This window comes from Streptomyces sp. RG80, from assembly GCF_040446465.1.
Classification (GTDB): domain Bacteria; phylum Actinomycetota; class Actinomycetes; order Streptomycetales; family Streptomycetaceae; genus Streptomyces.
Genome location: NZ_JBEAAJ010000036.1, coordinates 1 through 1,295, shown reverse-complemented (window position 1 = coordinate 1,295; position 1,295 = coordinate 1). Strand labels below are relative to the sequence as shown.

1 protein-coding gene is annotated in these 1,295 nt (G+C 68.6%); it reads left to right on the top strand.

The window, feature by feature from the left end:
• A partial coding sequence (locus tag ABKA17_RS47875; protein ID WP_353698788.1) for a 2-oxoacid:acceptor oxidoreductase subunit alpha occupies window positions 1-1,295 on the top strand: 1,295 nt, incomplete at both ends.

Genomic DNA, 1,295 nt, shown 5'->3' with positions numbered 1-1,295 from the left:
CTGGAGGACGGCTCCCTCGACGGCTACAGCCTCCATCCGGTCCCTCTGACCACGCTGACCGTCGAGGCCCTCAAGGAATTCGACCTCAGCCGCAAAGAGGCCGAGCGCAGCAAGAACATGTTCGCGCTCGGCCTCCTGTCATGGATGTACCACCGGCCCACCGAGGGCACCGAACGCTTCCTGAAGACCAAGTTCGCCAAGAAACCCGAGATCATGAAGGCGAACCTGGCGGCGTTCCACGCGGGCTGGAACTTCGGCGAGACCACCGAGGACTTCGCGGTCTCCTACGAAGTCGCGCCGGCCGCCACCGCCTTCCCCACCGGCACCTACCGCAACATCTCCGGGAACCTCGCCCTGTCCTACGGACTGGTCACCGCCTCCCGCCAGGCGGACCTGCCGCTGTTCCTGGGCTCCTACCCCATCACCCCGGCCTCCGACATCCTCCACGAACTGAGCCGGCACAAGAACTTCGGCGTGCGCACCTTCCAGGCCGAGGACGAGATCGCCGGCATCGGAGCGGCGCTGGGCGCGGCCTTCGGCGGCAGCCTCGCGGTGACGACGACGTCCGGCCCGGGTGTGGCGCTCAAGTCGGAGACGATCGGCCTGGCGGTCTCCCTGGAACTCCCCCTGCTGGTGATCGACATCCAGCGCGGCGGCCCCTCCACCGGCCTGCCCACCAAGACCGAGCAGGCGGACCTGCTCCAGGCGATGTACGGCCGCAACGGCGAAGCCCCCGTCCCGGTGATAGCGCCGAGGACGCCCGCCGACTGCTTCGACGCGGCACTGGAAGCAGCCCGCATCGCGCTGACCTACCGCACGCCGGTGATGCTGCTGTCCGACGGCTACCTCGCCAACGGCTCCGAGCCCTGGCGGATCCCGGAGATCGACGAACTCCCGGACCTGACCGTGCAGTTCGCCCAGGGACCCAACCACACCCTGGAGGACGGCAGCGAGGTCTTCTGGCCCTACAAACGCGACCCACACACCCTCGCCCGCCCCTGGGCCGTGCCCGGCACCCCCGGCCTCGAACACCGCATCGGCGGCATCGAGAAACAGGACGGCACCGGCAACATCTCCTACGACCCCGCCAACCACGACTTCATGGTCCGCACCCGCCAAGCCAAGATCGACGGCATCGACGTACCCGACCTCGAAGTCGACGACCCGCACGAGGCCCACACCCTCGTCCTGGGCTGGGGATCGACATACGGACCCATCACCGCAGCCGTCCGCCGACTCCGCACAGCCGGCGAATCCATCGCACAGGCCCACCTACGCCACCTCAACCCCTTCCC